The 9,568-nt window shown below is 41.8% G+C and carries 10 protein-coding genes; 4 read left to right on the forward strand and 6 right to left on the reverse strand.

The features are described from left to right. Positions 1-67 precede the first annotated feature (67 nt). Both FD723_RS41020 and FD723_RS41025 read left to right on the forward strand, forming a co-directional pair. Positions 68-2,512, forward strand: a complete 2,445-nt coding sequence (locus FD723_RS41020; protein WP_179070900.1) for a hypothetical protein — start codon at positions 68-70, stop codon at positions 2,510-2,512. 33 nt (positions 2,513-2,545) lie between these two features. Continuing rightward, complete coding sequence (locus tag FD723_RS41025) at positions 2,546-3,403, forward strand: DUF5895 domain-containing protein (RefSeq protein ID WP_179070901.1); 858 nt, start codon at positions 2,546-2,548, stop codon at positions 3,401-3,403. Between the two features lie 41 nt (positions 3,404-3,444). On the opposite strand, the gene FD723_RS41030 is transcribed toward FD723_RS41025, so the two are convergent. Further along, positions 3,445-4,692: an RNA-guided endonuclease TnpB family protein gene (locus FD723_RS41030; RefSeq protein WP_179070902.1), complete on the reverse strand. Its 1,248-nt coding sequence runs from the start codon at positions 4,690-4,692 to the stop codon at positions 3,445-3,447. A 63-nt stretch (positions 4,693-4,755) separates the two neighbouring features. Between FD723_RS41030 and tnpA the strand changes: the two genes are divergently transcribed. Beyond that, positions 4,756-5,178: an IS200/IS605 family transposase gene (tnpA, locus tag FD723_RS41035; protein ID WP_179070903.1), complete on the forward strand. Its 423-nt coding sequence runs from the start codon at positions 4,756-4,758 to the stop codon at positions 5,176-5,178. Positions 5,179-5,321: 143 nt separating this feature from the next. Here the strand turns inward: tnpA and FD723_RS41040 are convergent, their stop codons facing one another. The 5 genes from FD723_RS41040 to FD723_RS41060 all read right to left on the reverse strand — a co-directional run bounded on the left by FD723_RS41040 (position 5,322) and on the right by FD723_RS41060 (position 9,084). Continuing rightward, positions 5,322-5,657, reverse strand: a complete 336-nt coding sequence (locus FD723_RS41040) for a hypothetical protein (RefSeq protein WP_218651884.1) — start codon at positions 5,655-5,657, stop codon at positions 5,322-5,324. Between the two features lie 67 nt (positions 5,658-5,724). Further along, positions 5,725-6,114, reverse strand: coding sequence for a hypothetical protein (locus tag FD723_RS41045; protein WP_179070905.1), 390 nt, complete (start codon positions 6,112-6,114; stop codon positions 5,725-5,727). A 4-nt stretch (positions 6,115-6,118) separates the two neighbouring features. Continuing rightward, positions 6,119-7,573, reverse strand: coding sequence for a hypothetical protein (locus FD723_RS41050; protein WP_179070906.1), 1,455 nt, complete (start codon positions 7,571-7,573; stop codon positions 6,119-6,121). A gap of 2 nt (positions 7,574-7,575) precedes the next feature. After that, a complete protein-coding gene (locus FD723_RS41055) occupies positions 7,576-8,001 on the reverse strand; it encodes a hypothetical protein (protein ID WP_179070907.1) in 426 nt (141 codons plus the stop codon). 66 nt (positions 8,002-8,067) lie between these two features. Continuing rightward, positions 8,068-9,084, reverse strand: a complete 1,017-nt coding sequence (locus FD723_RS41060; protein WP_179070908.1) for a hypothetical protein — start codon at positions 9,082-9,084, stop codon at positions 8,068-8,070. 110 nt (positions 9,085-9,194) lie between these two features. Between FD723_RS41060 and FD723_RS41065 the strand changes: the two genes are divergently transcribed. Continuing rightward, positions 9,195-9,557, forward strand: a complete 363-nt coding sequence (locus FD723_RS41065) for a helix-turn-helix domain-containing protein (RefSeq protein ID WP_179070909.1) — start codon at positions 9,195-9,197, stop codon at positions 9,555-9,557. The last annotated feature ends 11 nt before the right edge of the window (positions 9,558-9,568 follow it).

Raw genomic sequence — 9,568 nt, forward strand, 5'->3', positions numbered from 1 at the left:
AAAACTAGTGCTTTTTCTGAAAAGCCCAAACGTCTGATTTTTCTCAATCGTAAATTTACTTAAATCTATGGTTTCCTTAGAAAAACTTGCAAGGCCAGATTTAGTTGAAGGTCGCTTCAGCAATTTCCAAGAAAACGTCATACCAGGATGGATTCCGGCAGAGATCACTTCCATCGACGATCCAAAGAAATTGGGAAGAGTCAAAGTTCGCTCTGATTTAATTGCTGAGAATGTAGACCTACCAAATGACGATGATGGGTGGGTGTGGACTGGTGAAAATTATACAGTAAATGCTGCCACTGGTGGAAGCCATCGATTGTTAACTGTGGGTTCCCAAGTTGCCGTTATGGGGATGCTCGGCGATCCGCGCAAGCTAATTTTGATTGCTTGCATCCCTAATTTTGTTGACCCACCCTCGCCAGAGCTTGACCGCAGCCAAGGATTGTATGGCGAACAAACGCCAGGAGGAGTTTACAAAATTCGCCAAGATAATGATGCCAGTGCCATTGATGCTTATCCCCACGGGATAGTTCACCACATCTCTGGTGCAGGAGATGTATCGACCCAAACCAAGGAAGGGGCAATGGTGAAATTGCAGTCCAACGGTACCGTAATCAACCAGAACAAGACAGCATCTGGCGTGTTGAGTCCAGATGGGACAATTCAGTGGCGGAATGCAGCCAAAGGATCGTCGATATTGGACAAAGATGGTAATTGGAATATTCAATCTCAAAACCAATCCGCGCTAAAGTTGGGTGCATCCGACGCTTTGATAGAAGGCCCAAGGACGGACTTGGCAACGATGGTCAACAGCATTGGGCAGAATTTAACTGGAAAATTGGGAAAAGCCGAAAACTTACTCTCCCAAGTAAATGGCATCTTGGGCACTTTCCAAAACAATGGCAATGCCAACCAGCTATTGCAGAATCTATCCCAGGTAGTGGGGGAGGTTGATGGAATTATCAAATCTTTCCCGGAATCGATATCTGCAATCAATCAAATCAAATCTCAGTTTTCCGCTACCGATCTGGGAGAATCGCTGATGCAGCAAGCCGAAACCTTCTTAAAGTCGGGGTTAGGAAAGTTGACCCCGGAATTCCGTAAAATAATTCAGCAAGGTTTACCTGCTGATGAAATTATCGCCAAAGTGACGAATTTGTTGCCCAATGACTTAAAATCCAAAATCAACACTCCAGAAATCAAGTCAATTTTGCAGGGATTGAGCCATCATCCCGAAATGCAAGAGCAATCTCTTTTAGAGGCGATCGCGCCAGAGGGATTTGCTTCGATTCAAAATATTGTGGGGATGGATTTACATGGCACTTTGGCGCAAACTCAAAATTTATTTGAGCAAGCAACCATCCCCAATTGGGTAAATGTGAATCGGCTGAGTCCTGAAAACCTGTTGGGATTCATGGAAGGGGATACAAGTTTGTTTAAATCTGATGACGATATTTTGGGCAATTTACAAATCAAAAATTGGCAAGGTGAACTCCAAGAACAAGCCAGTAAGCTCACTTCCTTCCTTCCCGACGACTTACAAAAGCTATTTCAAAAACAAGATATTGCCGAATTGCTGCAATTGGCGCTGACTGGTGGTAATCCAGTGCAAGCTCTGTTAGGGAAAGCTGCCTTGAGCTTTGCCGATGACCTTTTACCAGAATTACTAGGTGGTGTAGGTTTGGGTGGCGCGATCGCTCCTTTGCAAAAATTGATTGGGATTGCCGGAACTGGTGACATTGGTGATGCCTTGTCCTTGGTAAAAGAAATCCCAGGATTGAGTGGGCTGGATTTAGGGGGTATTAGTAATGTTGTCGATGTTATTCCTCAAGCAGTCAGTTCGGTTTTTGGTGGCTTGGGTGGTTTATTCGGTAAAGGGAAGAAAAAAACTAACCGATTGCTAAATGCCTTGAATCAAGATGCCAAAGGTGGAGTTTTGCGAGTTACCAATAATTTGGTAGAAGCAGCAGCATCGAAAAATGCCTTGTCTGCCAAAATGGTAATCACAGGAAGTAAAGCAGCTTTAACTGCGGTGAATGGTTTGTCGGAAGTTTATGCCAGTGGAGCAAAAGCATCTCTTTCATCCCTTGGAGGTTCAGAAATATTTGCTCATGGTGGCAATGTGGGTTTCTCTAGTCCCCACGGAAAACTCAACATTGGCTCCGGTGGGGGAGGTTGGTTTAGTAAAGGGATGATGGCAATGCGAATTGCTCAAGATATTGGCAAGTCTGCGGGAATGGTTTTGCATCCCAAATCTGGAGTTTCATTAGCTAGTTTTGAAGATAGTTCTTTTGATATTGATGAAGCTGACAATTGGGGAAACAAAACAGCAGAAATTACCGTTGATGAGGGAAGTGTGATTATTCGCAGCCATTTAGGTGGGAAACACAGTATTGATATCACACCGCACGGAATTTATATAGAAGGATATCGAATTTCGGAATATCTGATCAATTTTCATAATAGGTTTTCAGCAATTGAAGAACAATTGACTGGCTTACAATTACCATGATAAAGTTAACTAACTCCAAGGATTTTAGCTATTATGTATAATTTTGAAGACAGCAAGTTTGATGCCCAGCTTAATTTTATGCCTTGGGCACAAATTATCAATCCTCGATTTGACGATCAGGGAATTAAACCCTACGGTTTGGCGATTAAGATGAGCAATGCTCAAGCAGTGGGTCTTGTTCCGGATGAAACTTTTGAGTGCATAGAATATTCGTTTTCGAGTGGCAAAGAAGAGGTATTGATTTCAATGAAACCTCGAATATCTGTTGTCTCGAAAGGGGCACTTTATATTAAAGAAAGAGAGACAGGGGTAAAGGTTGGGTTGTTGCGAGATAACTACGACCTTTTTTCGTCAGATAAATTAAGATATAAAACATATAATCGTTGCGTGATATTTTTATTTGGCTCCAATGGAGCATTGCTCCACGAACAACCATTACAAATAACTTTGAGTGGTGCTTCTGGTGCTAGCTTCAATAAAGCTTATGCCGCCTACGATCGGGGCATGTTATCTGGAGGGTTTGCCTACGATTTGCAAACTGCATATTCTAGTTTCCGTGAGCAGAAGCCTTCTGGAAAAGGCCAGCTTTTTTATGCTCATGGAATTTTTTGTCCCATATTTGATTGTGAAGAAAAAGTTGTTGGCGATAATACTTTTGCGATCGCTACAGTTGCAGATTACGAACATCCAACTGCAACAAACTTATCGCAATATTTGATCCGAAATGGAACGCCAGAATCAAACATAATTACCGAGAATTTTGAGAAACACAAAGATTTTGGTAAAGAAACAGCAATTGGCGCTCCATCTACACGACCTATGGCTACTGTATCTAGTGGGTTTAATCAAAGTTATGGAGATGAGGATGACGATTCGATTCCTTGGGGTTGAACGTCATTGATACTCCCCACCGCATAGGCGGATGGGGATTCTTAAGAAATCCAGAAACGGACTCTTAAGGGCGCTATCAAATCACCGCTACTGATTCTACTTAGGTCTAACCCAAGCTTCACCGCTACTTTTCTTAAAATATTTGCTGCGCCGTTGCAATCAGCATTTATTTTTGTACCATTTGCACAAGCATACAAACCACGTTTAACTCGTTTACCAGACTCTTTCCACCCTTCAGGTTTTTCGCCGAATGTAGGTAGCAAATCAGAGTCTAAAAAACTTGCTTTACTGGTGTAACTTTCTTCTGTTTCCTCAAACCTTAATCCGTATTGTTGACAGAGTTGAGCGATTCTACCTTTCAGCCTAGCAGTAGGAATTTGCACAAACTTTTGATTGGTCTTGCTGCCAAGATTGATGTTTTGGCGCTGACCTTCATTCCACCCAAAGACAACTGTTCCTATATTGTTGTCAAGACAATGATTTAATATTAGTCGAGCAGCTTTGTTGACCGCATCTCTAACTTGCCTATTTCGTTTCTCGGTGATAAGAGCTAATTGTTTGCTCCAGAATCCTTGTAGTTGATTCTCTTTAAGAACAGACACTCGTTTGTTGTACCACTGATTCAAACTTTTAAGATGCAGTCCATCCACTATTAAAGATGTACCAACATTGCTGACGCAGGTTAACCAATTATTAAGTCCTGGATCGATGCCAAGGCACTTGCTGAAATCTGCGCCAGATTGAATGGTCGGAAGTTTGTAGACAAGCTCAAGATAGAATTCACCGTTTCTAGGGAGAATTCGATACTCTCTAATTTGCTTGTGGTCAAGGTTAGATGGCATTGGTAAGTAAAACTCTGCTATTCCAAACCATGTTTTAACCTTACTACCCAGAGGGAATCGCAGCCCCTTAGGGTTTAGTTTTATAGCTTGAGCCGGATATGTCACCAAACTTAATCCGCCATCTCGATAACCCGGAAGCTTAGGTTTTTGCGTTACAGTACCGTTTTTTATCCCCTTAAGTAGCCCCACAAACGATTTAAATGACTCTGCCACACTCATTAAGCATTGTTGTGCTGCTTGAGAGTACATTGCTGCAAAGTGAATATTGTTGGATAGCTCATTGTTTAAATCAAATTTGCTAGGGAATTTACCCGTTTTAAAGTAAAGTTGACGCGCATAGTACGTTCCGCAATTAGAGAGTTTTGTCGCTTCACTACACAAAAACTCTAAAATTGCCTTCAAATCATCGTCAGGATTTAATAGTATTTGTTGGCAACCATACGGCATGAGTCGAACCACTTAAATGTGTTACTCTGAATACTATATCACGGATTTAAGGCTTGACTCGAAGTGAACAGAAATAGTTTAAGGAAAGGAGCGCACGTAGTTTTTGATATTCATTTACACATGGTTTTTGTAACTAAGTTCCGTAGGTTAGTTTTTACAAAAGCTATGCTTGCAGATATGGAACCTATTTTCGTGCGGGTATTGACCGCTAATCAGTGCATCCTTGAAGAATTTAATGGGGAGCCTGATCATGTGCATTTACTCGTAAACCTACATCCAGACAACAATATCTCTGATTTGATGGCTTCACTTAAATCTGCTTCTAGCAGGATTTTAAGACAACAATACAAGTCAGAAATAGGTAAGTTTTACTGGGGTGAAAAAGTTAAACTATGGCATGACTCTAAATGCGTAGTTTCATGTGGAGGAGCGCCATTGGAAATAGTTAAAGACTATATTAAAGAGCAATCAGGCGGCAAAGAATGATTGTCTACTGCGCTCCGCTCCGTAGACCGCTATCCATCCCCAAGCTAAGAGCATGGGGTTTTCCGCGAAATCAGATAAAAATATTAGTTTATAGCAGGTTCCCTCGCCAGCACCGTTAACCGATGTTTTCCTGGTTCCGGAGTTCACCTGTCTTTAAATTGTAATTGTAAAAGGATAAAATAGCTAAATTCTTTAATCAGTCCAGCAACTCCTTGTTCTAACTTCAAATAATTTTCTGGTGAGAGTTCTTCCCAGGCAGGCATAGTCACGCCTAATTCTTTTTGTAATTTTGCGATTGACTCGTAGTACCTTTTAATAAATTCGCTTTTTTGTTGACTCTTGATTTTGTCTTTGAGCAAGATAAAACTTTTTGCCAGTACTGGAATAATTTCAGTCGGGGCACGGATTGATGTTTTGATTGCATTTTCGGCTGATTCTTGAGTTTCGTATAATTTTGACTCTTCGAGCTTGTCAGTCATTGCTCCTTTGGTGCTGAGATATAGGCGCGAGGAGGTAAATTTAATTATATATTTTTCTTTCATCCGATTAAAAATATACTGTATTTTCTGAACTTCTAAGCGCGATCGCGACGATAGAAGAAAGTCCATAATTTCCTACGTTGCTATCAACCCGACTCCAGACACTTCTATCTGGAGGATACTCAGTTTTACCTTCCTCTAGTTGAGAAGTATACAACTCCAATGCTCCACCAGTGCTGGCAATGGGTGTAGTATCTTGCCAAAGGGTTTCGCCAGTAAAATACTCTTCTTCATCCCCCTGCTGCCATTTAATTAAAGTGTAGTTATCTATTTGGCAGTAGCCAATGACTTTGTAGCTAATTCCCGGAGGAAGTGGGGAAGATGCTAGGGTCAAGGTTGTACCTTCTATCCCATCTTCAACTGCTTCAACTCTAGAGAAAAATATAGATGATAGCATCAGGTTAATTTAAAACTCGATAAATTTTTTCTGGAGAATTACCGTAGAAAGAATTGACTTTTTCAATGGCATCTTCCCATTGAAACTTAGCTTTACTAGAAGAATTGGAAAGAACACGAGTGCAACCAGCTGTCGCGCAAATTCCAATATGGCGATCGCTTTGAACCCAGATATCCCCAGGCACAGCTTCTGCTCTGGTAATTAGCTTTCCCCTGCCACCTTTGAGCGCAGTTTCGCAAGCTGCAACACTTACTGGTACCCCATAAGGAGGAACGGCAGAGCCAATCATTTTCAGACCTGCGGGCAACAGACAAAACTTATTCACAGCAAAGGCACAAGCATTTTTCCCGCCATCTGGGCCATTGGACGTATCGCTTCCTCTGGCTTGGATTGCTGCTGCATAAATTTTACCGGGGATTTCTCCTGCTGCTATTGGCTGGGTGGGAGAATTGTCGCCAATCGGTCGTGCAGTATTGGCATCATGTAAAAATACCTGTGGTTGAGATGCGTTTGGATCGGGTTTGTAAGCTACGATATCGGCAGTTAAGGTTCTGCCAAAATAAAAAGTGATTTCATCAACGGTGTAAGTTCCGTCCAGACCCTCGCCCAACCCCTTACCTTCAAATGTTGTCTGAGCGTCGAGATCGAGAATCTGTGGTAGGGAAGCTACATCTAATTGAGCTTTGAATATATGCGATCGCTGATTATCAAGAGCATGGATGCCAAGAGCATAAGCTAAAGCGTCTCCTTGAGAGCCAGGGTTTAATCCAGATAAAACCCTGCTTCCGCCGCTGCCAGTATCCACACATCCCAAGCCGTAATCACCAGACAAAGGCACACTTCCAATGGTGTTACCATCGATGCCCATTGTCACAAACTGCAATCCTCGCTTGACTGCGGCATGGAATTTTACTGTCCCAGATTGAGTTGTTTGGTGAATTTTGTTGGGATGTCCGCGATTGATAATACTGCGACAATTAGCAAAATCACCTTTTTCTGCATACTTAGAAACGTTGTATCCTCGCATCCATTCCCAAACCAAAATTTTTGCAGCTAATTCTGGTTCCATTGCCATATCGGGGTCGCGGATTAACTTGTCTCCTAGCCCCAAAGCCTTGCCCACAGCCAAATAGTCTTCCTTCCAAGTAAGTTGCACAAACCCTCTTCCACGAAAAGGATCGTACTCAAAATACCTGCCCGCTTCCTTGATAGGAGCGAAAGTAGTGGTTTCTGCACAGATGGTTGCACAAATTGCAATTACTTGATTTTTGCTAGTTAATCCTTTGCTAGCCATTTCTTTAGCAATCAATCCCCAGTATTTCTCGACATTCCTTCGGTCGAAATCTGGGGATATTTTCATGATTTGGTCAATTGGGGGAGTAATTTGAGGGCTTGCAGAAGTTACTCCTGAACTGGGAATGGCTGTGTTAGGTGCTTTTAAGGGTCTGGTGGCATCCATGATTATTTAACTTGAAAGCCTTGTCGTCTTTTGGCATTGTTTCCAGTTTTTCGGAAATACCGATATTCAACAAAATCCCATTCGCTAGACGTGTAAGCTCCTTCCCGGATCGTCATGGTCAAAGAAGTTTTCCCCCTATCTTCAGAATGGCAATCGAGTAATTTCGCTATGTCCAACTTGACTTTTTCTATTGCCGTTTGGGAAGTCTCTTCGCGAGTAATTCTAGTGGTTTCTGTCTCTAACCCTGAAGTTAAATTCAGTAGAGGCAAGCTTTTATTCTGGATAACTTTCATCTCTGCATTGTCGCTACCTTGCTTCAAACTCACAGAGATATTGTAAATTCGATTCTGGCGTTTAGCGCTATCTGTAATAGCAGTTTCTACTTCCGGGAGAATTTTCTCTAAAATATATTCTAATGGTGTAGCCACTTTAATACGCTCATTAATTTGAATTGATGTTAGAGGAGAAAGAACTCCTCCAAATAAATTTAGTCCTCAATTGTCTATAGTCAATAGCTTTTGAGTCTTATAAAGGAACTCACGGGGCATTCTTGCCCAGTTCAATTGATGTTGAAACTCTTCTTGTCCGCAATTGCAAATTACTGGAAGCACTGCTGTTGGCCCAGGCTGGATTTGGGCAATTGCCTCTCTAAAGGCGTAAATATCTTCTTGAGTCATCGAGCGATATAGCTCGTTGGTAAATGGTCTAACTTTTTTAGTGCCACCAAAGTCAATCTCTGGAATTTCGGCGACCATTGCTTTGAGCATTTCAACGTCAGGAACAGTTCCCCCTCCCAGGAACAGCCCTAGCTGGTGCAGTTTTAAAGGCTCTAAGTACAAATTATTGATTTTGGCTTTTGGGGTGACAATTCCGCGAGGAAGCACCAACTTAAATAGAGGTTTTTTGGTCAAATCGGGGAAAGACTTGACTTTGATTGGGTCTAGGTTTTCAATCGAGCGACATCGCTCTTGACACTGAGGAATTGGACACGTTCTATCTACTGCCACATCTTTCCCTGCCGTTTTTAACCTAACAGCAAACATTAAAGCGGCGACATCGCCCAAATACATCCCAGAGAATACCTTTGCTGTTTCTGCATACCCCAACTGTTGAGCCAATTCCTTAACAGGAATATCGCCAATAGCTTCAACTGCTCCTAAGTGGTATCCGCTTTTTGCCGCTCTCCCTCCTCCCAAGAAGTTGCTTAAAGTGTCAACTGTTTTTTTGGGATTATCCCCTTCTTGGGGATCTAATTCCGCTAAAAACAAGTCAAAATCGCCTGTATCAATATTGTCTCGCAGTTTGATTGTTCTTAACCTGCTTTCAACTCCCTCAGCATTTGTTAAAAATATCCCGACTGGCAATTCCGGCAAATTAGAGGCGTTATAGTCTTCTAAAGTAAAAGTTTCGTATTTTAGAGTGCCAATATCAATAGCTCTAGCATCAATTTCAGATGAGGAGTTGGGTACTGCTTCATCTGTTGGAATCTGATTAAATCCTTGTTTGCTCATTTTTACCAGTTAGTAATACTTCCTAAAATGGATAGGAATGCTTACTTACGATATAAAAAAAACAGTTATTATTTAAAACAAATAACATTATGCATGAAAATTAGCACAAAATGTTTCATCATCTTCCGCTAGAAGAACCAATCGTGCGACGCGATCGCTCTGGTTGGAGTACCAATGAAATCCTTGGCGATGAATTGCGTATTGCCAGAGAAGGAGTAGGATTGTCACAAAAGGAATTAGCCGACCAAATAGCAGTACACATGACAATGAATCGCAGTATTGTTAGTTTGATTGAAGCTGGAAAAAAAGAGATTACCTTAACTCAGTTAAGGGCTTGGATGGATGCCACTGGCAAGACATCAACTGTGATTCATGGAATTGTCGATTGGTGCGTAAAACGCAATCAAGAACAGTCTAACCCAGCTTGTCAATCTTGTTCGGAATCGCGTTTACGGAATTCCGCAATTTTATGAAAGTATGAGTC

Origin of the sequence: Nostoc sp. C052 (assembly GCF_013393905.1) — a bacterium.
GTDB lineage: Bacteria > Cyanobacteriota > Cyanobacteriia > Cyanobacteriales > Nostocaceae > Nostoc.

Excerpts from the sequence above, each read along its gene's own strand:
- FD723_RS41045 (WP_179070905.1), bottom strand. The coding sequence starts at position 6,114 with ATGCTATCATCTATATTTTTCTCTAGAGTTGAAGCAGTTGAAGATGGG.
- FD723_RS41060 (WP_179070908.1), bottom strand. The coding sequence starts at position 9,084 with ATGAGCAAACAAGGATTTAATCAGATTCCAACAGATGAAGCAGTACCC.
- FD723_RS41020 (WP_179070900.1), top strand. The coding sequence starts at position 68 with ATGGTTTCCTTAGAAAAACTTGCAAGGCCAGATTTAGTTGAAGGTCGC.
- FD723_RS41065 (WP_179070909.1), top strand. The coding sequence starts at position 9,195 with ATGTTTCATCATCTTCCGCTAGAAGAACCAATCGTGCGACGCGATCGC.
- FD723_RS41040 (WP_218651884.1), bottom strand. The coding sequence starts at position 5,657 with ATGACTGACAAGCTCGAAGAGTCAAAATTATACGAAACTCAAGAATCA.
- FD723_RS41030 (WP_179070902.1), bottom strand. The coding sequence starts at position 4,692 with ATGCCGTATGGTTGCCAACAAATACTATTAAATCCTGACGATGATTTG.
- FD723_RS41025 (WP_179070901.1), top strand. The coding sequence starts at position 2,546 with ATGTATAATTTTGAAGACAGCAAGTTTGATGCCCAGCTTAATTTTATG.
- FD723_RS41050 (WP_179070906.1), bottom strand. The coding sequence starts at position 7,573 with ATGGATGCCACCAGACCCTTAAAAGCACCTAACACAGCCATTCCCAGT.